Genomic DNA, 22,947 nt, shown 5'->3' on the forward strand with positions numbered 1-22,947 from the left:
GATCCACGACTTTGTGCACCGGATCCGCGCCTCGCACACCGAAAACCACGGATCCGGTGCACAAAGTCGCCTCGGCGGGGGCGGGTGGGGCGGGGTGTGGGGCGGGGTGGGCTGTTAGTCGAGGGGGCGGTGGTTGAGGCCGAGGGCCTCGATGCGCTTGAGGTGCGGGCGGAGCCGGCCGAGGAACTCGTCGTAGGAGACCTTCGGGGAGCCCCAGGCACGTTCGGCGAAGGCGGACAGCCGGGGCAGCAGCATGTAGCCGACCTGCTCCGGACCCTCCATGTACTCGGTCCAGATCTGGCACTGGGTGCCGATGACCAGCGCCTTCTCCGCGTCGGACAGCGCCGCCGGGACCACCTCGAAGTCGTACACCTTCTCCAGCGGGATCTTGCCGCCGATCGCCAGCGGCTCGGTCGCGGGGTCGCCCTGGTAGTAGTCGAAGTACACCGACTCGCACGGCGCCATCACGACCTGGTGCCCGGCCTTCGCCGCGACCTCGCCGCGCTGGGCGCTCCGCCACGCCATGATGACCGCATCCTTCGGGCAGTCGGTCTCGACCATCTCGTCCCATCCGACCAGCCGGCGGCCCTCCTCGGCCAGGACCTCCGCGACCTGCGCGGTGAACCAGCCCTGCAGCTGCCCCGGCTCGTCCAGCCCCAGCTCGGCCTGCCGCTTCTGCGCCGCGTCCGACTCCGCCCACTGCACCGACGGGCACTCGTCCCCGCCGAGGTGGATGTATTCGCCGGGAAAGATGTCCAGCACCTCACGCAGCACGGTCTTCACGAACTCGACCGTCGCGTCGTTGACGTTCAGCACGTCGTCGCTGATCCCCCAGACCTGCCGCACGGACAGCTGCCGGTCGGGGTGGTTGCCCAGTTCGGGGTACGCCGCGATCGCCGCCTGCATGTGCCCCGGCAGGTCGATCTCGGGGACGACGGTGATGCCACGCTCTGCGGCGTACGCGACGATCTCGCGGAGGTCGGCCTTGGTGTAGAACCCGCCGTGCCGCGTCCCGTCGTACTCGAACTCGGTCTGGCCGTGCGACATCCTGCCGACCATGCTCCCGGCCCGCCACGCGCCGACCTCGGTGAGCCGCGGGTACGCCTCGATCTCGACCCGCCAGCCCTGGTCGTCGGTGAGGTGGAAATGCAGCACGTTCAGCCGGTGCAGCGCGAGGACGTCGATGATCTGGAGCACGAACTCCTTGGGCATGAAGTGCCGCGCGACGTCGAGCATCATGCCGCGCCAGCCGAACCGCGGCGCGTCCGCGACGTGCGCCAGCGGTACGGCGACCTTGCCGCCGCCGGCCGGCTCGGCGGCCTCGACGAGCTGGGCGTACGTCGTCTCGGCGTGCCGCAGCGCGTCCTCGGAGCCGGCCGTCAACCGGGCGCCCTCGCCGGTGATCTCGATCCGGTACTCGGCGGCGCCGAGGTTCTCGACGACGTCCCGGACGGCCTCGCCGAGCGGGTCGGCGGTCACCCAGCGGCCGTCGTGGACGGTGAGTTCGCGCGGGGCAGGAACGATCGCGATGTCGGACATCCGGACTCCAGGGGAAGCAGCGCGGGTCGATTTATGTCAGGACGATCCTATAAGCGGCTTCCCTGTCAGGTTCATGAGAGGGTTTGCCCGTGACGAGCGAGCAGCAGCGGACAACTCTCCGGGTCCTGGTGGCGAGCAACGCGCTCGGCGGCGTCGCAACAGCCAGCGGTTTCGCGGTAGCCGCGCTGCTGGCGGAGAACGTCTCCGGCTCGACGTCACTCGCGGGCCTGGTCGCCACCTCGACCACGCTGGGCGCAGCCGTCCTGGCCGTCCCCCTCGCCGGCCTTGCCCGCACCTCCGGTCGAAGGGTCTCGCTGTCGCTCGGCTACCTCATCGCGTTCGCCGGCGCCGCGCTGACGATCGTGGCCGCGCAGATCGGTTCACTCGCACTGCTGCTGGCCGCCGGCTGTCTGTTCGGCAGCGGCTCGGCTTCCAACCTGCAGTCGCGGTACGCCGCAACGGACAACGCGGAGCCCAGCCGGATCGCCAGGTCGCTCGGACTGGTCGTCTGGGCGACCACGATCGGAGTCATCGTCGGACCGAACCTGACCGGTGTCGGCGGCTCGGTCGGGACGTCGCTCGGCCTCCTGGCGCTGGCCGGGCCGTACGTGTTCTCGGTCGTCGCCTTCGGCCTCAGCTCAGCCACGGTGTGGGTCGGGATGCGCAGCCAGGTGCGGCCCGCCAAGGTCGAGCGCCAGCCGCTCGCGGAGACGTTCCGCCAGGTGCTGAGCATCCCGCACGCGCGGCTGGGCCTGCTGGCGATCGCGACCGCGCATGCGGTGATGGTCGGCGTGATGTCGATGACCTCGGTGCACCTGCGGCACCACGGCGCCTCGCTGACCATCGTCGGCTTCGTCATCAGCGGCCACGTGGCCGGCATGTACGCCCTGTCGCCGCTGACCGGCTGGCTGGCGGACCGGCTCGGCCGGATCCCCACGATCGGCATCGGCCTCGGCGTCCTGGCCGTGGCGATGACGCTGGCCGCGGTCGCGCCGGACGACGCGCATGCGCTGACCGGACTCGCGTTGTTCACGCTGGGCCTCGGCTGGTCGGCCTGTCTGGTCGCCGGGTCGACGCTGCTGTCGCGGTCGGTCCCGGACGACATCCGTACGTCGGCACAGGGCCTGTCGGATCTCACCATGGGCGTGCTGGCTTCCCTTTCGGGCACCGCTGCCGGCCCGGTCCTCGCCTATCTCGGCTTCCACTGGCTGGCGGTCTTCTGCGGCATCCTGCTCGTTCCGGCCGCCCTGCTCGCCGCGACCACCAAACAGGCAATGGCTAGGGTCTAGCGGTGTGAGCATCGCGGAAGGCGGGATTCCGAGCCCGAACATCTGGCAGCACCCGAAGGTGTACGAGGTCGAGAACCGCGCGGTCGACCCGAACGGCGTGATCGAACCGGCGATGCGGGCGATCCGCGACTGGGCCGGCGCGACCGTGCTCGACATCGGCTGCGGCACGGGCTTCCACCTGCCGATGTTCGCGTCGACCGCCGCCCGCGTGATCGGCGTCGAGCCGCACGGAACACTCGCCGACGCGGCCCGGCGGCGGACGAGCGCGTTGCCGAACGTCGACGTCCGGCAGGGTGCGGCGCAACGCCTGCCGGTGCCGGACGCGTCGATCGACGTGATGCACGCGCGCTGGGCGTACTTCTTCGGGCCCGGCTGCGAGCCCGGGCTGGCCGAACTGGACCGGGTGATGCGCCGCGGCGGGACCGCGTTCGTGATCGACAACGACGGGAGCCGTTCGACGTTCGGCGAGTGGTTCAGGACGTCGTACCCGATGATCAAGCCGCCGGAGGTGGAGCGGTTCTGGGCGGACCGCGGCTGGCACCGGACGACGCTCGACATGGGCTGGCGGTTCGAGACCCGCGCCGACCTGGAGGCGGTGGTGAAGATCGAGTTCACCCCGAAGGACGCCCGGCGGATCCTCGCGTCGCACACGGGCGTCGAGGTCGACTACGCGGTCAACCTCTGGAGCCGGAGCTTCTGACGACACTCGGGCGCCTGCGCACGGACCTCGCCGCCTCATAGGGTTGACGAACCACTTGACGAACCACTTGACGGACCGCTGGACGGGGCTTTCTGGGGAGGCGCCAGGCACGGATGGACGGACTGCTGCTCGAACGAGTGCCTGGGTTGCCGGAAAGGCTCCGGGTCGACGTCGGTGAGCAGCGTGCGGTGGTGGTGCCTCAGGCAGCCGACCGTCGCAGGCTGGCCGACGTCGTGACCGGATTGGACGAACCACCGCCCGGAGCACTGGTCCTGACCGGCGGAGCGGTCCGGCTGGTGCCCGCGGAAGGCGGTCTGCTCCCCCACCTCACAGTGCTCGACAACGTGATGCACGGACACCGCACCTCGCAGCAGGTCACCAAACAAGCTGCCCGGGAAGCGAGTCTGGTCAAGGCCGTCGGCTGCGGTCTCGAGGACGTCCTGGACCGCTACCCGTACGAGATCACGCCCGGCCGTCGTCGCCTGGCCGGAGTGGCCCGCGCGCTCGGCGCGTACCCTCGCGCGATCGTGCTGGAGGACGCGAACGGCCTGCCGACCTGGGGCTCCCTGCTGTCGCTGCGGCCCAACCCCGACCTCGCCTCAGCCGCTCTGCTGCTCATCACGACCAGCGCGGCCCGTACGGCGGGATTCGTCGATGCCGAGTAGCCGCAGAGTGTTCCTGGGGGCAGCGGCAACGCTTCTGCTGACCGGATGTTCGAGTGACGTGCTGGGACTGCGGCGCGCGGTCCGGGTGGCGGTCAGCTGGAGCGGTGAGGAGCTGCGCGCGTTCCACAAGGTGCTGGACGGCCTGGGTGCGTTGGACTACCCGGTCGAGGTCGTGCCGCTCGGCGACGACATCTCCACCGCCTTCGGCGCGCGCTCCACCCGCAGGCCGGACATCGTCATGCTGCCGCAGCCAGGTCTGGTCCCGCGGCACCTGGCCGACCTGGAGCCGGTCCCCGACGACATCGCACAGCTCGGCCGCGCGCGCCTGTGGAAAGAGCTCCTGGTCCACGAAGGAACGACGTACGGCGTGCCGTTCAAGACGGCGCACAAGTCAGCGGTCTGGTACCGGCCGTCGGTGTTCCGCCAGGCAGGCGTCGAGCCGCCGCGGCTGTGGAGCGAGTGGCTGACGCTCAACCGGACACTGACCCAGGCCGGTGTCACACCGTTGGCGCTGGCCGCGGGTGACGGATGGGTGCTGACGGACTTCTTGGAGAACATCCTGCTGGGTATCGCGCCGTCCGTGTACGCCGGACTCGCGACAGCGACCGACCCGCGTCCGTCGCAGCAGCCGGAGGTCGCAGCCGCGCTTCGGTTGCTGGGCACCATGTGGTCGGCGCCCGGTGTCCTGGCCGGCGGTGTGAAGGAGTCGCTCGTCCAGCAGTTCCCGGATGCACTGGTGGAGGTCTTCGGGCATCGCAGGGCCGCCATGGTGCTCGCCTCCGACTTCGCCGAGCCGGTCGTGCGCTCGTTTGCCGCAGACCCTGACGACATAGGGCTTTTCACGTTCCCTCCCATGGCTGCAGGGGCTGCGGCACCAGTTGTCGTCGGAGGTGACGTGATGGTGCTGCCGAAGCCGACCACGCAGGACGCCCGCGACCTGGTCCGCCGGCTGTCCGCGCCGACCGCGGCGGACCCCTGGATCGCGGAGGGCGGGTTCCTGGTCGACGGCCGGACCAGTGGGTACTCCCCCGAGCTCACCCGGCTGGCAGAGCAGCTCACCAAGCCCGGCGAGCAACTGCGGTTCGACCTGTCCGACCAGCTCGGGCGCATCGGCGACATCAACGGTCTGTGGCGCGTCCTGACCGACTTCCTGATCGCGGTCGGCCGGCCCGGGGCCGTCGTACCGGACGCGGTGGACGACGCGGTGGACGAGGCGATGGCCGAGCTGCGGAAGGTGGAGGAGAGCTGATGGGCCTGCACACCAACGGCCTGTCACTCGAGGTCGTCGGCCGGGAGATCACCGGCCGGCCGGTCCAAGGCAGACCACGCCGACCGGCCGGCCCGTACCTCTTGGGGCTGCCGGCGTTGTTGCTGAGCTGCCTGCTGCTGATACCGATCGGCGTGACCGTGGTGACGGCGTTCCGGACCGACGGCGGTTTCGGTCTCGGCAACTTCGCGGTGATGGGTGACCCCTCCGCATTGCATGCCGTGGGCAACAGTCTGTTGTGGGTGCTGGTCGCGTTCGGGACGGTCGGCGTCGGATTCCTCCTGGCACTGTTGAGCTATCGGCTCCCGGCGGTCACGACGTTCCTCCAGCCCGCGCTGGTCATTCCGTTCGCCGTGTCGATCCTGGTATCCGGTGCGACCTTCCGGCTGATCTTCGACCCGACTCCGGAGCGCGGGACCGTCACGGCCGTCTCGACCTGGCTGTTCGGCTCCAGTCCGGTGTGGTTGGGCCCTGGTCTGTTCTGGCTGGTCCTGGTGTCGGCGTTCGGCTGGACCTGGCTCGGGTACGTCGTCTCGCTGTTTCGCGCCGGCCTGGACGCGATCCCCGATGACGTGACCCGCACGATCACCGCTGAGGGCGTGCGCGGCTGGCGTCGGGTGCGGGCGTTGGAGATTCCGCTGCTGCGTCCCATCACCGGGGTGATCACGCTGACGCTGGTCATCGCGGCGGTGCGGGTGTTCGACCTGGTGCTCATCGTCGTACCGGGGTCCATGCAGAGGTCGGCCGACGTGCTGGGGCTGAACTGGTGGCGGGCCACCACCACGGGCGGCGATTCCGGACGGACAGCGGCGCTCGGTGTCGTGCTGTTCGCGATTGTCGCCACGGTCGGGCTGATCGGCGTCCGCGGGCTGCGGCGGCGCCGGTGGGCGATGCCGGTGACCGTCGTACGGCCGGATCCGTCGCTGGGGCGTCCCAAGCCCACCAGGGTGGTGCGACGGTTCGGGTGGTTCATCGGGTTCGCTGTCGCGCTGGTGTGGATCTTCCCGGCCGTCGTGCTCGTCGCCACGGCGTTGCACTCGCCGCGGGGGGCAGGGCTGCACGGCTGGTGGTCGTTCTCGGGGCTCGGGTTCACGTCGTTCGGAGCAGCGGCGAACGTCGGGCTGTTCCGGGCGCTGCTGTCCACGCTGGTCATCGCGGCCGCGGCAACAGCTGTCCTGCTCGTGATCGCCGTACCGACGGCCTATCTGGTCGCGTGGGGCGGTCTGCCGACGCGGCTCGGGCGGATCGCGATGGGCGTGTTCGTCGTACTGGCCGTGACACCTGTGCAGATGTACGCCGCACCGCTGCGGGACGCGATCGACACAGCCGGCCTGGCTGGGTCCCGGGTCGCGCTGGCCCTGGTACATGCGGCTGCTGGTCTGCCGTTCGCCGTACTGCTGTTGAGGTCCGCCTTCGCGTCCGCACCGCCCGCACTGGTGTCCGAGGCGTTGCAGGGTCCTGCGCGTCAAAGCGCCGTACTGGCGACTGTGCAGCGGACGTACCGGCCCGCACTGGTTGCTGTTGCGGTGTTGGAGTTCGCACTGGTGTGGAACGACTTCATCGTCGGGTTCCTGATCAGCGGCCCGGGCACGACGCCGCTGTCGCTGGTGCTGTGGGGTGAGGCGCGACAGTTCTCCACATCGAGCGGACCGGTCGCCGCCGCAGCTGTTGTCGCGTCGGTCGTCCCTGTGGTGCTGATGCTGTCGTTCTGGCGGATCGTCGTCCGCGGGCTGACGACCGGGAGCCGCCCATGAGCGAAGAGACGGAGCAGGACGAGCCGTCGCGGACACAGGAGTTCTCGCTGGCGATCGGCGCCGTCGCCTCCGGTCTGCTGACGGACCTCACGTCGCAGCTGCTGAACCAGAGCTTCGGTCAGCGCGGCATCGTCCAGTGGGTCGGGTACTCCGTGACCGGCCTGCTGGTGCTGATCTCCTTCCTGCGCATCCGATCCCGCACCCGACGGGCGCGACGACGCCGGCAGCAGGCCGCCAGTCCGCTGCACGCGGCCGCCGAAGAGGCCGAGCAGTGGATGATCGCGCTCGGGACCGACGCCGGCGGCATGGCCGCGGCCGAGTGGTTCACGCTGCACGAGGACGGGCTGCGTGAGCTGCTCGCCAACGAGAAGGCGCAGAACGCGGCCGTCGACGACTTCGCCCGGATCTGCGACGCCCTCGAGGCCTGGTACGTACGACGCCCCGATCCGGACGCGCTGCTGCAATTGAGCGAGCTCCTGACCACGACCGCCGAGTCCAGCGGTCGCCGCGGTCTCGCCGAGCTGGCAGCGGCGCGCGCCGCGACGGCGTACCGGATGCTCGGCGACCTGGACGCGGCCACCACCCGCCTGGGCGTCTCGAGCAACATCGCCGCCCACGGCCGTACGGCGGCCGCGCTGAAGATGCGGCGTCAGGTCGAACGCGCCCTGCTGCACCTGGCGCGCGCCGATCGCGCACCGGCCGGGAGCGACCGCGACGAAGCCGTCCTGAATGCCCGCGACCGGCTGGACGACGCACGGCTCACCCGCCCCGGTCCGGACCTCGCGGCGGACGTGGCGATCGCCATCAACCTCGCCGTCGTCCACCTGTACCAGTACGACGGCGAGGGCGCCCTGGAACAGCTGCGGCCGGCCCTCGCCCGCGCGACCGCGGCCGGTGACCTGAGCGGCCAGGCGCACGCGCTGGAGCTGATGGGCGTGGCCGCGTGGATGCGGCGCAATCCGCACGAGGCCGGCAGCCGCTGGGAGCACGCCGCCCACCTGTACGCCGAGGTCGACGAGCGCGACGGCCACGCCCGCTGCCTGCAGCACCTCGGCTCCGCGGCCGTGATCGCGGGCGACCTGGACAAGGCCCTCGACCTGCTCGAACAGAGCTCGATGCTGCGGACCTCGGAGAGCGAGATCCTGACCAAGTACCTCGACGCGGCCCGGCGGACCTCGGAACTCCCGGTCGTCGCCGACGACCCGCCCCGCCGGACGCCGCGCACCTGGCTGCGCCGCGCCCTGAGACGTTTTGTCGGCGGGCTGAAATAGGTTGGGCCCATGGCGAAGGCGGCGACTCAGGCCAAGAGCAAGGCGGCGTACGCGTGCTCCGAGTGCGGTTGGACCTCGGCGCGCTGGATCGGCCGGTGCGGCGAGTGCCAGGCCTGGGGCACGGTCGCGGAGATCGGTGCGCCGAAGGCCGCCCGGATCACCGCCGGCCCGGTGACGTCGCCGGCGATGCCGATCGCCAAGGTGTCTGCGATCGAGGCCGAGTCCCGGCCGACCGGGATCGGCGAGCTCGACCGGGTGCTCGGCGGCGGCGTCGTGCCGGGCGCCGTGATCCTGCTCGCCGGTGAGCCTGGCGTCGGCAAGTCCACCCTGCTGCTGGAGGTCGCGGCGCAGTCGGCCCGCGGCGGCCAGCGCACGCTCTACGTGTCCGGCGAGGAGTCGGCCGCACAGGTGCGGCTCCGTGCCGGGCGGACCGACGCGCTCGTCGACGACCTGTTCCTGGCCGCCGAGACCGACCTGTCCGCGGTCGTCGGCCAGGTCGACGCGGTCGAGCCGTCGTTCCTGGTGATCGACTCCGTGCAGACCATGGCGCACCCGGAGGTCGACGGCGCACCGGGCGGCGTGACGCAGGTCCGCGAGGTCACCGGTGCGCTCGTCCGGCTCGCGAAGGAGCGGCACATCGCGGTCGTGCTGGTCGGCCACGTCACGAAGGAGGGCGCGATCGCCGGCCCGCGGATGCTCGAGCACCTGGTCGACGTGGTGCTCGCGTTCGACGGCGACCGGCACTCCGGCTTCCGGATGGTGCGCGCGACCAAGAACCGGTTCGGACCGTCGGACGAGGTCGGCTGCTTCGACATGGTCGACACCGGCATCGTCGAGGTCACCGACCCGACCGGGTTGTTCGTCTCCGAGCACGCCGAGCCTGTGGCCGGCACCTGCGTGACGGTGATGATGGAGGGCCGCCGCCCGCTGCTGGCCGAGGTGCAGGCCCTGGTCGGCCCGTCCGCCGCGCCGCAGCCGCGCCGGACCACGTCCGGGCTGGAGTCGTCCCGGGTCGCGATGGTGCTCGCCGTGCTCGGCAACCGGGCCGGCCTGAAGCTGGCCGACCAGGAGGTCTACGTCGCCACCGTCGGCGGCGTGAAGATCACCGAACCGGTCGCGGACCTGTCGGTCGCGATCGCGGTCGCCTCCTCGGTGATGGACAAGCCGATCCACCCCGGCCTGGTGGCGATCGGCGAGGTCGGCCTGGCCGGCGAGGTGCGGCGCGTCGGCGGTCTGGAGAAGCGGCTCGCGGAAGCGGCCCGGCTCGGGTTCACCAAGGCGATCGTCCCCGCCGACATCCCGAACCGGAGCAAGGACGTGAAGCCGATGGACATCCAGAAGAAGTACGGCCTGCGCACCTTCGCCGCCCCGGATCTCCGCTCCGCCCTGATGGCCGCGGGCCTGGCCTGACGCCCCTGTGGCGCGCGCCACAGCTGAGACGGGGGATCCACACCCGCTGGTCCGGGAACGTACGCTGGGGGCGCCCCTCGCCGGGTTCAGTGTGGAGCACCGGCGTACGTCGATGACCCCAGGAGACCTGATGACCGGATCCAGAGTTGTCGCGCTCGGCCACTACCAGCCGGAACGGGTGCTCACCAACGACGAGCTCGCGACCATGGTCGAGACCAACGACGAGTGGATCCAGAGCCGGGTCGGCATCCGCGAGCGCCGGATCGCGGCCGCGGACGAGCAGGTCGACGAGATGGCCTGGCGCGCCGCCGACAAGGCGATCGCGAACGCCGGCCTGGACGTCGCCGAGATCGACTACGTCGTGGTCGCCACCTGCACCGCGATCGACCGGTCGCCGAACATCGCGGCCCGGGTCGCCGCCCGGCTCGGCCTCGGCAACCCGGCCGCCATCGACCTGAACACCGCGTGCTCGGGCTTCGCGTACGCGCTGGCCACCGCCGACCAGGCGATCCGGGCCGGCGCCGCCTCGAAGGCGCTGGTGATCGGCGTCGAGAAGCTCAGCGACTGGACCGACTGGACCGACCGCACCACCTGCGTGCTGATCGGCGACGGCGCCGGCGCCGCGGTGCTGGTCGCCGACGCGGACCCGGGCGTCGGTCCGGTGGTCTGGGGTTCGGTCCCGGAGATGTCCGACGCGGTCCGCATCGAAGGGCGCGAGGGCCCGTTCCAGCAGGAGGGCCTGAGCGTCTTCCGCTGGGCCACCACGCAACTGCCGGAGATCGCCAAGCAGGTCTGCGAGAAGGCCGGCCTGAAGCCGGAGGAGCTCGGCGGCGTCGTCCTGCACCAGGCCAACCTGCGGATCATCGAGCCGCTCGCCAAGCGCCTCGGCGCGGTCAACGCGGTGGTCGCCAAGGACGTCGTGGAGTCCGGCAACACCTCGGCCGCGAGCATTCCGATCGCGTTGTCGAAACTGGTCGAGAAGCGTGAGATCCCGTCCGGCGCGCCGGTACTGCTGTTCGGATTCGGCGGCGGCCTGTCGTACGCCGGTCAGGTCATCCGCTGCCCCTGACGTGACAGGCGTCGGCCCTCCCGACGCCGGATCCACGCGGGAAACGGGGACTGCACGGTCCGATGCACGGGCGGGTGCACGCGCATTCGCGGCCGCTCGCCGATCGGCGGCGGCCGGACCGGACGAGCCCGCGGATATCGGCGCGTCGGCACGCGCCGGACCGCATAGACTCAGGTTCCGTGGCGGCGAACACGGACAAGAACAGCACCGGCGCCCGGCTCCGCGCGACGCTCGCGGCGGTGGCGCCCGGTACCGAACTACGCGAAGGCCTGGAACGGATCCTGCGCGGCCGGACCGGCGCGCTGATCGTGCTCGGACACGACAAGGCCGTGGATGCGATCTCCACCGGCGGCTTCGAGATCGACGTCGAGTTCACCGCGACCGGGTTGCGCGAGCTCAGCAAGATGGACGGCGCGATCGTCCTGGACCGAGACGCCACCCGGCTGATCCAGGCGGCCGTGCACCTGATGCCGGATCCGTCGATCGTCACCCAGGAGACCGGCACCCGGCACCGGACCGCGGACCGCGTCGCGCGGCAGACCGGGTTCCCGGTGATCTCGGTGTCGCAGTCGATGCACATCATCGCGCTGTACGTCGACGACCAGCGGTACGTGCTCGAGGACTCCGGCGCGATCCTGTCCCGCGCCAACCAGGCCCTGGCCACCCTCGAGCGCTACAAGCTGCGCCTCGACGAGGTGTCCGGCACGCTGTCCGCGCTCGAGATCGAGGACCTGGTCACGGTCCGGGACGTGGCCGCGGTCGCGCAGCGGCTGGAGATGGTCCGCCGGATCGCGACCGAGATCGACGGGTACGTCGTCGAGCTCGGCACCGACGGCCGGCTGCTCACCCTGCAGCTCAACGAACTCGTCGCGGGCGTGGCCGGTGAACGCGAGCTGGTCGTCCGTGACTACCTGCCGCCGGCCACGGGTCGCCGGCCCAAGACCGCGGACGACGTGCTGCTCGAGCTGGACGCCGTGAGCCCGACCGACCTGCTGGACATCGGCCAGGTCGCCCGGGCGCTGCAGCTCGGCGGCGCCGAGCAGCTGGACGCGGCGGTCACCCCGCGCGGCTACCGGCTGCTGGCCAAGGTGCCGCGGCTGCCGGGCGCCGTGATCGACCGGCTGATCGACCACTTCGGCCACCTCCAGAAGTTGCTCGCGGCAAGCATCGACGACCTGCAAACGGTCGAGGGCGTCGGCGAGAACCGGGCCCGCACGGTCCGCGAGGGCCTGTCCCGGCTGGCCGAGTCCAGCATCCTCGAACGCTACGTCTGAGTACGCGCCTGGACATGGTTCTTCCCTCGTGTTGGGGGTTCTTCGTTGGCATACGAGCAGAGAACCCTCACCACGAGCGGATAAGCCTTCTCCGCACTGAGGACGTGTCCGTGCTCCTTCGGCTTGCTTGAAAATCCGTTTCAGAGTAATACTCCACATGGAACATTTCGCGCGGAACAATCCAGATGGAGCAGCATGGCAGACCTCACCCCGCTGGCGATCTCCGTGCTGGCGCTGCTCGAGGAGCGGCCGATGCACGCCTACGAGATGTACCAACTGCTGATCACGCGCCACAACGACCGGCTGCTCAAGGTCCGGCCGGGCTCGCTGTACCACACGGTTGAACGGCTGGCCGGTCAGAAGTACGTGCGGGCCACCGGCACCGAGCGCGCCGGCAACCGTCCGGAGCGGACGACGTACGAGATCACGCCGGAGGGCAGTACGGCGCTGCGACTGCGGGTGGAGACCGCGATCGAGGAGTACGTCTACGAGTACCCGCTTTTCCCGGTGGTACTGAGTGAGGCACACAACCTGGACGCCGACGACGCCGTGCTGCGGTTCCGCCGTCGCGTCGAGGACCTCGGACTGCAGCTGGACGAGATCGACCACGCGCTCGCGGGCGCCGCGGCGAGGGGTGTACCCGAGCCGTACTGGATGGCCGGCAGCTACGTCCGCGGGCAGATCGCCGCGGAACGTGACTGGCTCGTCACCACCATCGAACGTATCGAGAGCAAGGATCTGGAATGGCAACCCCGCAACAATCCGTGACGCCCGAGATCCGGCCGTGGCCGGCGTTGTGGGCGCTGGTGCTCGGCTTCTTCATGATCCTGGTCGACTCCACCATCGTCTCGGTCGCGACCCCGGCGATCCTCGAGGACTTCGGCTCCGACGTCGGCACGGTCGTCTGGGTCACCAGTGCGTACCTGCTCGCGTACGCCGTACCGCTGCTGATCACCGGCCGCCTCGGCGACCGGGTCGGCCCGAAGAAGCTGTACCTGACCGGGCTGGCGCTGTTCACGCTGGCGTCGGTGTGGTGCGGCCTGACGAACACGATCGAGCTGCTGATCGTGGCCCGCGTGTTCCAGGGCCTCGGCGCCTCGATGATGACGCCGCAGACGATGGCGGTGATCACCCGGATCTTCCCGCCGGACCAGCGCGGCCGGGCGATGAGCCTGTGGGGTGCGACCGCCGGTGTCGCCACGCTGGTCGGCCCGATCCTCGGCGGTGTCCTGGTCGACAGCCTCGGCTGGCAGTGGATCTTCTTCATCAACGCGCCGGTCGGCGTGGTCGGGTTCGTGCTGGCGATGCGCCTGGTGCCGGACCTGCCGACGCACGAGCACAAGTTCGACCTGATCGGCGTCGTGCTCAGCGCGGTCGGGTTGTTCCTGCTGGTGTTCGGCATCCAGGAGGGACAGAAGTACGACTGGGGCCAGATCAAGGGCCCGATCTCGGTGTGGTCGCTGATCATCGCCGGGCTGGTCGTCCTGGCGGCCTTCGTCTTCTGGCAGTCCCGCAACCGGGGCGAGCCGCTGCTCCCGCTCGGCCTGTTCAAGGACCGGAACTTCTCGCTGGCGAACGTCGCGATCACCACGGTCGGGTTCGCGATCACGGCGATGGCGTTCCCGCTGATGCTGTGGGCCCAGGCGGTCCGCGGCCTGACCCCCACCCGGTCGGCGCTGCTGCTGGTCCCGATGGCGGTCATCTCGGGCGCGCTGGCGCCGTTCGTCGGGCGGCTGGTCGACCGGACGCCGCCGCGGTTCATCGCCGGGTTCGGGCTGCTGTGCTGCTCGACGTCGCTGTTCTGGATGAGCCAGGTGATCGAGCCCGACATGCCGATCTGGGAGCTGCTGCTGCCGATCGCGCTGCTGGGTGTCGCCAACGGCTTCATGTGGGCGCCGATCGGTACGACGGCCACGCGGAACCTCCCGCTGCACCAGGCCGGCGCCGGCGCGGGCGTCTACAACACGACCCGGCAGGTCGGCGCGGTCCTGGGCAGCGCGAGCATCGCCGTACTGATGGAGTCGCGGCTGGCGCACAACCTGCCGGCGGCGGCCGGCGGGACACCCGCGGGTGAAGGGTTCTCGACCGGGCAGCTGCCCGAGATGATCCGGCCCGGGTTCAGTGACGCGATGGCACAGTCACTGGTGCTGCCGGCACTCGTGCTGCTGATCGGCCTGGCCGCCGCGCTGATGTTCACCGCACCCAGCCACCTGAAGAAGCAGCCCGCCGAGTCGGCGCAGCCGGCTGATCAGACCACCTGAAAGGCCTGCAGGCTCGACAAGCGGCCGTCGTACTCGGCCTTGACGACATAGGTTCCGGGCTTGGCGACCGGTTGACCCGGAAGACAGCCAGGCCTGGACCGACGTCCGTTCCAGGGCACGGTGACGGCCGCTTGTTTGCCCTTGGCAACGACGAGGGTGGCGGCCTGGACCACCTTGTCGCACTGGGTGGTGCTCCAGATCAGGTCCTTGCCGGACGTCACCGTGACCGTCAATGTGTCGGCGTTGACGGTCGCCTTGCAGCCCTCGTCGACCGGGTTCAGCTGGACGACGAAGTTCAGCACCGAGCCGGAGACGATCTTCCGGTTGGCGGGCAGGGCCGCGACGGTCAGGTCCGAGCCCTCGCAGGGCTGGTCGCCGCGCGGCGTGGTCTTCGTCGGCTTCGGCGTCGGGGACGCCGTCGTCGTGCCCGACGCAGTGCTTGGTCCGGCGCTCGGGGTGGGCGTCGGGGTGGAGGCCGGCGCGGCGCCGGTCGGGTTCGATTGCGGGTCCGACGAGGCGGCGTTCTTGGTGTCGTCGCCACCGCCGGCGAACAGCCGGGAGATCAGGATGACCAGGACCACGACGACTGCGAGCACAAGTCCGCGCCGGAACCAGTAGACGCTGGCGGGCAGGTGCCCGACCGGACGGAGCAGGCTGCTCATAAGCGCACTCTAATATCGGCCTTGTGCAGGACCATTCAGGCTCGCCGTTGGCCATCCACGACCCAGTACTGCGCTGGTACAACGCGAACGCGCGGGAGCTGCCGTGGCGGGAGCCCGGCGCCGGGGCGTGGGCCGTGATGGTCAGCGAGTTCATGCTGCAGCAGACACCGGTGAACCGGGTGCTGCCGGCGTACCGCCGCTGGCTGGCGCGCTGGCCGAAGCCGGTGGACCTGGCCGCAGAGGCTCCTGGTGAGGCTGTGCGGGCCTGGGACCGGCTGGGCTACCCCAGGCGCGCCCTCCGCCTGCACGCGGCCGCTCAGGCGATTGTGGAGCGTCACGGCGGTGAAGTGCCGGACGACCACGACGCCCTGCTCGCGCTGCCCGGAGTGGGGACCTACACGGCCGCCGCGATCGCGTCCTTCGCGTTCGGTCAACGGCACGCGGTCGTCGACACGAACGTCCGCCGGGTCCTCGCCCGGGCCCTGACCGGCGTCGCCCAGCCGAGCATCTCCCCCACCGCGGCCGACCAGCGGCTCGCCGTCAGCGCCCTGCCCGCCGACGAGGCCACAGCCGCCCGGTGGGCGGTGGCGTCGATGGAGCTCGGCGCGCTCGTCTGCACCGCCCGGACGCCGCGCTGCGCCGACTGCCCGATCCGGTCCCGGTGCGCCTGGGTCCGCGCCGGAAGCCCGCCGTACGACGGCCCGCCGCGGCGCGGCCAGACGTACGAAGGCACCGACCGCCAGGCCCGCGGCCGGCTCCTGGCCGTCCTGCGGTCCGCGTCGGCGCCGGTACCGAAGTCCGACCTGGACGCTTCCTGGCCCGACGCCGCCCAGCGCGAACGCGCCCTCGACGGACTGGTCGCCGACGGCCTCGTCGAGCCCCTCGCACGCGGTCGCTACCGCCTGCCGGGCTGACACACCAAGAAGCCGGCTCGAAGGTCTCGAGCCGGCTTCTTGAGTGGTTGGTACTTCAGTTCTTCTTGCTGCCGGTGGTGGCGTCTGCCTCGTCGTCGGCCAGCAGGTCGAGCGGCATCGCCGGCTGGCCGGACAGCGTCGCCAGCATCTGGCGGACGTTGGTCAGCTGCGCGTTGATGCTGTCCCGGCGCTGCGTCGCGGCCGCGAGCTCACGCTCGGACTCGGCACGGATCCGCTCGGCCTTGTCCTTCGCGGCGGCGACGATCTCCTGGGCCTGCCGGTTCGCGTCGGCCAGCTGCTGCTGGGACAGCCGCTCGGCCTCGGACCGCGACCGGTCGGCCTCCCGCTGCACCTGCGCGGCGCGGTCGGTGACGGCGGCCAGCTGCTGCTCGGCCAGCGCCGTGCGGGCGGCGAACTCCTGCTCGACCTTGCCCCGGCGCTCGGCCAGGGTGGTCTCGAAGGCGGCCGCGGCCTGAGCGGACTTGGCCCGCTCCTGCTCGTACAGCGCCTGGGCCTCGCTGCGGCGCGCGGTCGCGTCGCGCTCGGCCTCGTCGCGCATGTCGTCGGCCTGGGTCCGGGCCTCCTCGAGGATCCGGGCAGCCTCGGCGTCGACCTCGCTCTTCCAGTCCAGGGAGTACTGCTCGGCCTCCTTGCGGACCTTCTTCGCGTGCGCCTCACCGTCGGCGACGATCGCCTCCGCGTCGGTGCGGGCGCGGGTCACCAGGTCGCGGGCCTCGTCGTCGGCCAGCGAGAGGATCTTCGCGACGCGCTCGCCGAACTCGGTGAACGTCGGCGCGCGGTCCTTGGAGTCCTCCTGGGCGGAGATGACGGCCGCCTCCGCGGCGTCCGTGCGGGACTGCAGCTCCTGGACGTGGCGCTGCAGCTGCTCGGACTGCTGCTGCAGGGCGGTCAGGGAGGTGGTCAGCTCACGGATGTGCTGGTCCACCTGGGCAGGCTCGTAGCCACGCAGAACGGTACGGAACGGGGTTGGGCTTTCACTGCTCATGTTTTCCGATGCTCACTTCGATGGGTGGGTGGATCACACATTGTCACTGACAAGGATCTGACTGTCACGTCCTCATCCTGATTCCCCCGTGGAACCCTCACTGGAAGACATTCCACCACCTGGGCGGAACCCCGGTACAGCGAGTGCCTCGATCACACCCGAAAGCTGGGTGAGCTCCTTGGTGATCTCATCACGGCGCTGGTTCAGCGCCGCGACCCTCGCCTCGGCGTCGGCGAGAAGTTTTCGGGCCTGGGCACGCAGGGCGTCGGCGTGCTCGCGGGCCTGGGCCTCGATCTGCTGAGCCTCGGCGCGGGACTTGCGGATCAGCTCGTGCGACTGGCGCTGCGCCTCGGACAGGTCGTTGGCGGCGCGCTCGCGCAGCACCTGCGTGCTCGCCTCGGCCTCGGCCTCGCGACGGTTCGCCCGCTCGATGATCTCCTGCGCGTCCTGCGCGGCGGACGTCCGCAGCCGGTCCGCCCGCGCCTGCGCCTGGGCGGTGACCTTCTCGGCCTCCTGCTTGGCCGCGGCCAGCGTCGACTCGGCCTGCTCGCCGGCCGAGTACAGCGTGGTCTCGGCGAGCTGGGTCAGCTCGGCGTTCTCCCGGGCGATCGCTTCCTGGGTCTGCCTGAGCCGGCTGGTCGACCGGCCGACCACGCGCCGCAGGTGCGCGCGCTTCTGCTTCAGGTACTTGTCCGCGTCGGCGGCGGCCTGCTCGCGGATCGACCGCGCCTCGGACTCGGCGGCCGCGATCAGGTCGTCGACGGTCTTCCGGCTCCACAGGGTCTGCTTCTCGGCCTCGGCCAGCGCCGCCTCGGCCGCCTTGTTCGCCTGCTCGACGATCCGCTGCGCCTCGGCCGCGGCCGTCCGGCGGTCCGCCTCGATCGAGTCCACGACGAGCTTGGCCTGGGCTCGGGCGTCGGCCATCAGCCGCTCGTTGCCGGCCTCGGTCTCGGCCTTGCGCTCGGCGATCTCCGCGACCGCCTCGGCCCGCAGCTTGTCGATCTCCAGCGAGATCGCGGCCAGCTTGGCCCGCTCGGTCTCCTCCAGCTCCGCCGTCCGGCGTTCCAGCTCGGTACGGTTCTCGCCGCGCAGCCGCTCGATCTCGGCATGCGCCTCGGCGATCTCGAGGCGGGACCGCTCGCGAGCCGTCTCGACCTCGCGCTCGACCGCGGCCCGCAGCTCACTCGCCTCGGTCTCGGCCCGGGCGATCAGATCGGCCTCGTTGCGGACCGCGGCCTGGGACACCAGGGCGGCCTGCTCACCGGCGTCGGCGACCAGTTGCTGCGCCTCCCGACCGGCCCGGTCGACCATCGCCTGCGCCGACTCCCGGGCCAGCTGGGCCTCTTCGAGCAGGTCGTCGGCCTCCTCCCGCAGCCGGGCGGCCTCGCTCTCGGCGGCCGCGAGCCGCCGGTCCGCCGCCGCCTGGGACTCGACCCGCAACTTCTCGGCGGCCGCCTCGCTCTCGGCGCGCAGCCGGTCGGCCGCCAGCTCCGAGTCCGCCCGCCGCCGGGCCACCTCCTCGGCGACCGTGGCCCGGAGCTGCTCGGCCGCGGACTCCGACTCGACCTTCAGCCGCTCGGCGATCGCCGCCGCCTCGCGGCGCACCCGCTCGGCCTCGGCGGTCGCCTCGGAGGTCAGCTGCTCGGCCGCGGCGGCAGCATCCCGCCGGACCCGCTCGGCGTCGGCGGTGGACTCGGCGCGGAGCCGGTCCGCGGCTTCCTCGGCCTCGGAGCGGACCCGCTCGGCTTCGGCGCCGGACTCGACACGGAGTTGCTCGGCGGCCCGCTCGGCGTCGTTCAGGACGCGCTGGGCGGCCGTCATCGCGTCGGTCCGGAGCTTCTTCGCGGCGGCCTCGGCGTCGGCCTTCAGCCGCTCGGTCTCGGCGCGGGTCCGGCGCGCTTCGTCGCGGGCGAGATCGTTCTCGTGCTCGGCCTGCTCGCGGAGGGTGTCGGCGATCCGCTGGGCCCGCTCGAGCACCCCGCCCGCCTGCCGCACGCCAAAGGAACCGGTGTCGGCGACCGGTTCCTGGGTCAGTGGCAGACGCGGAGCGTCCATGCGACGAGATGATTCCATTCCCGGCCCCCTTTCCGACAGTCCGGGTCCGAACAGCGTGCTCACAGGGTTAACAACGCGGTAGACAGGCGGTAGGTAACTGCTTCATCAGCAGTCGCGCGATCTTCCCATCGAACCGAAGGCGGACGGAAGCCGTCTGGGCACCGAAATGATCACGCTCCGCAGGACGATACGACCAATCAGTAGCATCCACGCAAATCAGGCGTGTCTTCCGTACGCCGAACCCCACCGCAGTACTCCACCACCACTCCACCCCGCCCCCGGCCTCGCGCTCGCCGAGTCGTGGCAATCGGCGACCCCCCGCGCCGCCGAGTCGTGGATATTGGCTGCTCCGAACAGCCGATATCCACGACTCGTTGCCACACCCCAGAGCCATTTGCCACAACTCGGCGAGCGGGGCGGAGGTGGGGCGAGCGGGGGGTACGGGTGTGGACGTGCGAGACGCTCGGGCGGGGATGCCGTCCGAGCGTCTCGTGTGGTGGTCGGTTGTGGGTCAGCTGTCCTGGAGGCCGGTGCTGCCGGTGGAGCCGCCGGTGGTCAGGTCGGTGAGCTCCAGGTCGGACGTCGAGGACTTCTGGTTACCGGTGAAGGTGAAGTACTCGGTCAGGCCGTCGTCGTTGACCGTGCCTTCCGGCGCGGCGTCGACGAGCACGATCTGGCCGGGACGCAGCTCCCCGAACAGGATCTTCTCGGCCAGCACGTCCTCCACGTCGCGCTGCAGTGCGCGGCGCAGCGGGCGGGCGCCCAGGACCGGGTCGAAGCCGCGCTTGGCGACGAGTTCCTTCGCCGCCGGCGTGAGCTCGATGCCCATGTCCTTGTCCTTCAGGCGCTGCTCGATCTGCGCCACCATCAGGTCCACGATCCGGACGATGTCGTCCATCGTGTGCTGGTGGAAGACGACGATCTCGTCCACGCGGTTCAGGAACTCCGGCCGGAAGTGCTGCTTCAGCTCCTCGGTGACCTTCGCCTTCATCTTCTCGTACGAACCCGTGACGTCGTTCGCCTGGGAGAAGCCGAGGGAGACCGACTTCGCGATGTCCTTCGTGCCCAGGTTGGTGGTCATGATGATCACGGTGTTCTTGAAGTCGACCACGCGGCCCTGGGCGTCGGTCAGACGACCCTCGTCCAGGATCTGCAGCAGCGAGTTGAAGATGTCCGGGTGGGCCTTCTCGACCTCGTCGAACAGCACCACGCTGAACGGCTTGCGGCGCACCTTCTCGGTCAGCTGGCCGCCCTCTTCGTAGCCGACGTACCCAGGAGGCGAACCGAACAGCCGGGAGGCCGTGTGCTTCTCCGAGTACTCCGACATGTCGAGGCTGATCAGCGCGTTCTCGTCGCCGAACAGGAACTCGGTCAGCGCCTTCGACAGCTCGGTCTTACCGACACCGGACGGGCCGGCGAAGATGAACGAGCCGCTCGGGCGCCGCGGGTCCTTCAGGCCGGCGCGGGTGCGCCGGATCGAGCGGGACAGCGCCTTGACCGCGTCTTCCTGGCCGATGTAGCGCTTGTGCAGCTCCTTCTCCATGTCCAGCAGCCGCGAGGACTCCTCCTCGGTCAGCTTGAACACCGGGATGCCGGTCGCCGTGCTGAGCACCTCGGCGATCAGCTCCTCGTCGACCTCGGCGACGACGTCCATGTCGCCGGCCTTCCACTGCTTCTCCCGCTCGGACTTCGCGTTGATCAGCTTCTTCTCGTCGTCGCGCAGCCGCGCGGCGCGCTCGAAGTCCTGCGCGTCGATCGCCGATTCCTTCTCCCGGCGCACGGTCGCGATCTTCTCGTCGAACTCGCGCAGGTCCGGCGGAGCGGTCATCCGGCGGATCCGGAGCCGGGCGCCGGCCTCGTCGATCAGGTCGATCGCCTTGTCCGGCAGGAACCGGTCCGAGATGTACCGGTCGGCCATCTGCGCGGCGTTCACCAGCGCGGCGTCGGTGATCGTCACCCGGTGGTGCGCCTCGTACCGGTCGCGGAGGCCCTTGAGGATCTCGATCGTGTGCGCGATCGAGGGCTCGGCCACCTGGATCGGCTGGAACCGGCGCTCCAGCGCGGCGTCCTTCTCGACGTACTTGCGGTACTCGTCGAGGGTGGTGGCGCCGATGGTCTGCAGCTCACCGCGGGCCAGCATCGGCTTCAGGATGCTCGCCGCGTCGATCGCGCCCTCGGCCGCGCCGGCCCCGACGAGGGTGTGGATCTCGTCGATGAACAGCACGATGTCGCCGCGGGTGCGGATCTCCTTGAGCACCTTCTTCAGGCGCTCCTCGAAATCGCCGCGGTAGCGCGAACCGGCCACCAGGGCGCCCAGGTCGAGGGAGTAGATCTGCTTGTCCTTCAGCGTCTCCGGGACGTCACCGCGGACGATCTGCTGGGCCAGACCCTCCACGATGGCGGTCTTGCCGACGCCCGGCTCACCGATCAGGACAGGGTTGTTCTTGGTCCGCCGGGACAGCACCTGCATGACCCGCTCGATCTCGGTCTCGCGCCCGATCACCGGGTCGAGCTTCGCCTCACGAGCGGACTGGGTGTAGTTCCGGCCGAACTGGTCGAGCACCAGGGAGCTGCTGGGCGCACCCTCGGTGGGCGCACCGCCGGCGGCGGTGGTCTCCTTGCCCTGGTATCCGCTCAGCAGCTGGATGACCTGCTGCCGGACCTTGTTCAGGTCCGCACCGAGCTTGACCAGGACCTGCGCGGCGACACCCTCACCCTCGCGGATGAGGCCGAGCAGGATGTGCTCGGTGCCGATGTAGTTGTGGCCCAACTGCAGGGCCTCACGCAGGGAGAGCTCCAGCACCTTCTTGGCGCGGGGGGTGAACGGGATGTGCCCGCTCGGTGCCTGCTGCCCCTGGCCGATGATCTCCTCGACCTGGGAACGAACGGCCTCGAGCGAGATACCCAGGCTCTCGAGAGCCTTGGCGGCGACACCCTCACCCTCGTGGATCAGGCCGAGCAGGATGTGCTCGGTCCCGATGTAGTTGTGGCTGAGCATCCTGGCCTCTTCCTGTGCCAGGACGACTACCCGACGGGCGCGGTCCGTAAATCGTTCAAACATCGCCAAAGCGCTCCTTGCCTCAGAGGAGTCGGACGTGCCGTGGTGGCCGACCCCCGTACCTGCATGCTAGTCCCCGGTGCCGACAGGCTCGCTCTCGGCGAACACCCGATCACGCGTCCGTCGGCCCTCAGGTCGGCATCACAAGGGAACAACCGCACTGATCACCAGCGTGTTCCCGGTGCACCGTGATCCGACAGCGTGTTCGCCACCAGCGAATTCCGCCGAACTACCTGCCGACTCAGCGATCGCATCCGACACGCCGTGTCCCACTCTGTGAAACAACCGGAATGCGGACGGTCCCGACACCCGAAGCGGGTGCCGGGACCGGCGGCAGCTGGAAATTACTTGGCTTCGTTGTACGCCGCGCGCACCTCGGCCGAGATCCGGCCGCGCTCGCTGACCTCGTAGCCGTTCTCCTTCGCCCAGGCCCGGATGTCCGCGGAGTCCGAGGCCGACCGGCCACGGCCCCGCGCCCGGCCGGTCGCGCCGCGGCGGCCGGCCACCCGGCGGCCGGAGCCGACATACGCGGCGAGGGCGTCGCGCAGTTTGGCGGCATTCTTCTTGGACAGGTCGATCTCGTACGTCGTTCCGTCCAGCCCGAAGGTCACGGTCTCGTCGGCCTTACCGCCGTCGAGATCGTCCTCGAGAACCACCTGCACCCTTTGCGCCATCGATGACAACCTTTCCGCGCCCGCCATCGGGCACAATCCCCCTGCCGAATTGTTAGCACCTGATTTGTACCGCACAAAC

At 70.5% G+C, this 22,947-nt stretch carries 18 protein-coding genes; 12 read left to right on the plus strand and 6 right to left on the minus strand.

The window, feature by feature from the left end:
- Positions 1-114 precede the first annotated feature (114 nt).
- Positions 115-1,539 carry a family 20 glycosylhydrolase gene (locus tag ABZX12_RS19060; RefSeq protein ID WP_355694728.1) on the minus strand — a complete coding sequence of 475 codons (1,425 nt, stop codon included), beginning with the start codon at positions 1,537-1,539 and terminating at the stop codon, positions 115-117.
- 89 nt (positions 1,540-1,628) lie between these two features.
- Here ABZX12_RS19060 and ABZX12_RS19065 point away from each other — a divergent pair, with 89 nt between their 5' ends.
- From ABZX12_RS19065 to ABZX12_RS19115, 11 genes are all read left to right on the plus strand, one after another.
- A complete protein-coding gene (locus tag ABZX12_RS19065) occupies positions 1,629-2,828 on the plus strand; it encodes an MFS transporter (protein WP_355694729.1) in 1,200 nt (399 codons plus the stop codon).
- A 4-nt stretch (positions 2,829-2,832) separates the two neighbouring features.
- Entirely contained in the window at positions 2,833-3,528 is a 696-nt protein-coding gene (locus tag ABZX12_RS19070; protein WP_355694731.1) for a methyltransferase domain-containing protein, read from the plus strand.
- A 113-nt stretch (positions 3,529-3,641) separates the two neighbouring features.
- On the plus strand, positions 3,642-4,193 hold the full coding sequence (locus ABZX12_RS19075) for a hypothetical protein (protein WP_355694733.1): 552 nt from the start codon (positions 3,642-3,644) through the stop codon (positions 4,191-4,193).
- Positions 4,183-5,442: an ABC transporter substrate-binding protein gene (locus ABZX12_RS19080; protein WP_355694735.1), complete on the plus strand. Its 1,260-nt coding sequence runs from the start codon at positions 4,183-4,185 to the stop codon at positions 5,440-5,442. The genes ABZX12_RS19075 and ABZX12_RS19080 overlap by 11 nt, the downstream gene beginning before the upstream one ends.
- Positions 5,442-7,214, plus strand: coding sequence for an ABC transporter permease subunit (locus ABZX12_RS19085; protein ID WP_355694737.1), 1,773 nt, complete (start codon positions 5,442-5,444; stop codon positions 7,212-7,214). Before ABZX12_RS19080 ends, ABZX12_RS19085 begins: the two co-directional genes overlap by 1 nt.
- Positions 7,211-8,485 carry a hypothetical protein gene (locus tag ABZX12_RS19090; protein ID WP_355694738.1) on the plus strand — a complete coding sequence of 425 codons (1,275 nt, stop codon included), beginning with the start codon at positions 7,211-7,213 and terminating at the stop codon, positions 8,483-8,485. Before ABZX12_RS19085 ends, ABZX12_RS19090 begins: the two co-directional genes overlap by 4 nt.
- Positions 8,486-8,494: 9 nt before the next feature.
- Positions 8,495-9,895: a DNA repair protein RadA gene (radA, locus tag ABZX12_RS19095; RefSeq protein ID WP_355694740.1), complete on the plus strand. Its 1,401-nt coding sequence runs from the start codon at positions 8,495-8,497 to the stop codon at positions 9,893-9,895.
- A gap of 130 nt (positions 9,896-10,025) precedes the next feature.
- Complete coding sequence (locus tag ABZX12_RS19100) at positions 10,026-10,964, plus strand: beta-ketoacyl-ACP synthase III (RefSeq protein WP_355694742.1); 939 nt, start codon at positions 10,026-10,028, stop codon at positions 10,962-10,964.
- A 179-nt stretch (positions 10,965-11,143) separates the two neighbouring features.
- Entirely contained in the window at positions 11,144-12,238 is a 1,095-nt protein-coding gene (gene disA, locus ABZX12_RS19105) for a DNA integrity scanning diadenylate cyclase DisA (RefSeq protein ID WP_355694744.1), read from the plus strand.
- Between the two features lie 195 nt (positions 12,239-12,433).
- Positions 12,434-13,006 (plus strand): PadR family transcriptional regulator, encoded by a 573-nt coding sequence (locus ABZX12_RS19110; protein WP_355694746.1) that lies wholly within the window; start codon positions 12,434-12,436, stop codon positions 13,004-13,006.
- Entirely contained in the window at positions 12,982-14,499 is a 1,518-nt protein-coding gene (locus tag ABZX12_RS19115; RefSeq protein WP_355694747.1) for a DHA2 family efflux MFS transporter permease subunit, read from the plus strand. Before ABZX12_RS19110 ends, ABZX12_RS19115 begins: the two co-directional genes overlap by 25 nt.
- On the opposite strand, the gene ABZX12_RS19120 is transcribed toward ABZX12_RS19115, so the two are convergent.
- A complete protein-coding gene (locus tag ABZX12_RS19120) occupies positions 14,487-15,161 on the minus strand; it encodes a hypothetical protein (RefSeq protein ID WP_355694749.1) in 675 nt (224 codons plus the stop codon). The genes ABZX12_RS19115 and ABZX12_RS19120 overlap by 13 nt on opposite strands.
- A gap of 23 nt (positions 15,162-15,184) precedes the next feature.
- Between ABZX12_RS19120 and ABZX12_RS19125 the strand changes: the two genes are divergently transcribed.
- Positions 15,185-16,075: an A/G-specific adenine glycosylase gene (locus tag ABZX12_RS19125; protein WP_355694751.1), complete on the plus strand. Its 891-nt coding sequence runs from the start codon at positions 15,185-15,187 to the stop codon at positions 16,073-16,075.
- Positions 16,076-16,130: 55 nt separating this feature from the next.
- On the opposite strand, the gene ABZX12_RS19130 is transcribed toward ABZX12_RS19125, so the two are convergent.
- The 4 genes from ABZX12_RS19130 to ABZX12_RS19145 all read right to left on the minus strand — a co-directional run bounded on the left by ABZX12_RS19130 (position 16,131) and on the right by ABZX12_RS19145 (position 22,868).
- A complete protein-coding gene (locus ABZX12_RS19130; RefSeq protein WP_355694752.1) occupies positions 16,131-17,081 on the minus strand; it encodes a DivIVA domain-containing protein in 951 nt (316 codons plus the stop codon).
- Positions 17,082-17,153: 72 nt separating this feature from the next.
- Complete coding sequence (locus ABZX12_RS19135; RefSeq protein WP_355694753.1) at positions 17,154-19,136, minus strand: kinetoplast-associated-like protein; 1,983 nt, start codon at positions 19,134-19,136, stop codon at positions 17,154-17,156.
- Positions 19,137-19,647: 511 nt separating this feature from the next.
- Positions 19,648-22,197 (minus strand): ATP-dependent Clp protease ATP-binding subunit, encoded by a 2,550-nt coding sequence (locus tag ABZX12_RS19140; protein ID WP_355694754.1) that lies wholly within the window; start codon positions 22,195-22,197, stop codon positions 19,648-19,650.
- A gap of 341 nt (positions 22,198-22,538) precedes the next feature.
- Complete coding sequence (locus ABZX12_RS19145) at positions 22,539-22,868, minus strand: Lsr2 family protein (RefSeq protein WP_355694755.1); 330 nt, start codon at positions 22,866-22,868, stop codon at positions 22,539-22,541.
- Positions 22,869-22,947 lie beyond the last annotated feature (79 nt).

It is taken from the genome of Kribbella sp. NPDC003505, from assembly GCF_040610875.1.
Taxonomy (GTDB): domain Bacteria; phylum Actinomycetota; class Actinomycetes; order Propionibacteriales; family Kribbellaceae; genus Kribbella.

Excerpts from the sequence above, each read along its gene's own strand:
- ABZX12_RS19140 (WP_355694754.1), bottom strand. The coding sequence starts at position 22,197 with ATGTTTGAACGATTTACGGACCGCGCCCGTCGGGTAGTCGTCCTGGCA.
- radA (WP_355694740.1), top strand. The coding sequence starts at position 8,495 with ATGGCGAAGGCGGCGACTCAGGCCAAGAGCAAGGCGGCGTACGCGTGC.
- ABZX12_RS19120 (WP_355694749.1), bottom strand. The coding sequence starts at position 15,161 with ATGAGCAGCCTGCTCCGTCCGGTCGGGCACCTGCCCGCCAGCGTCTAC.
- ABZX12_RS19115 (WP_355694747.1), top strand. The coding sequence starts at position 12,982 with ATGGCAACCCCGCAACAATCCGTGACGCCCGAGATCCGGCCGTGGCCG.
- ABZX12_RS19130 (WP_355694752.1), bottom strand. The coding sequence starts at position 17,081 with ATGAGCAGTGAAAGCCCAACCCCGTTCCGTACCGTTCTGCGTGGCTAC.
- ABZX12_RS19060 (WP_355694728.1), bottom strand. The coding sequence starts at position 1,539 with ATGTCCGACATCGCGATCGTTCCTGCCCCGCGCGAACTCACCGTCCAC.
- ABZX12_RS19075 (WP_355694733.1), top strand. The coding sequence starts at position 3,642 with ATGGACGGACTGCTGCTCGAACGAGTGCCTGGGTTGCCGGAAAGGCTC.
- ABZX12_RS19080 (WP_355694735.1), top strand. The coding sequence starts at position 4,183 with ATGCCGAGTAGCCGCAGAGTGTTCCTGGGGGCAGCGGCAACGCTTCTG.
- ABZX12_RS19100 (WP_355694742.1), top strand. The coding sequence starts at position 10,026 with ATGACCGGATCCAGAGTTGTCGCGCTCGGCCACTACCAGCCGGAACGG.
- ABZX12_RS19085 (WP_355694737.1), top strand. The coding sequence starts at position 5,442 with ATGGGCCTGCACACCAACGGCCTGTCACTCGAGGTCGTCGGCCGGGAG.
- ABZX12_RS19090 (WP_355694738.1), top strand. The coding sequence starts at position 7,211 with ATGAGCGAAGAGACGGAGCAGGACGAGCCGTCGCGGACACAGGAGTTC.
- ABZX12_RS19145 (WP_355694755.1), bottom strand. The coding sequence starts at position 22,868 with ATGGCGCAAAGGGTGCAGGTGGTTCTCGAGGACGATCTCGACGGCGGT.
- ABZX12_RS19110 (WP_355694746.1), top strand. The coding sequence starts at position 12,434 with ATGGCAGACCTCACCCCGCTGGCGATCTCCGTGCTGGCGCTGCTCGAG.
- ABZX12_RS19135 (WP_355694753.1), bottom strand. The coding sequence starts at position 19,136 with ATGGACGCTCCGCGTCTGCCACTGACCCAGGAACCGGTCGCCGACACC.